The following is a 254-nucleotide window of genomic DNA, read 5'->3' on the forward strand; positions in this document are numbered from 1 at the left end:
AAACAGGACAAACAAGACAAACAGGACAAACAAGACAAACAAGACAAACAGGACAAACAGGACAAACAGGACAAACAGGACAAACAGGACAAACAGGACAAACAGGACAAACAGGACAAACAAGATAAACCAGGTAAACCAGATAAACCAGGTAAACCAGATAAGCACGACAAACAAGACAAACAGGACAAACAGGACAAACAAGACAAACAGGACAAACAGGACAAACAAGACAAACAGGACAAACAGGACAA

The organism is Bacillus sp. COPE52 (assembly GCF_003355115.1).
In the GTDB taxonomy this organism is placed as follows: domain Bacteria; phylum Bacillota; class Bacilli; order Bacillales; family Bacillaceae_G; genus Bacillus_A; species Bacillus_A toyonensis.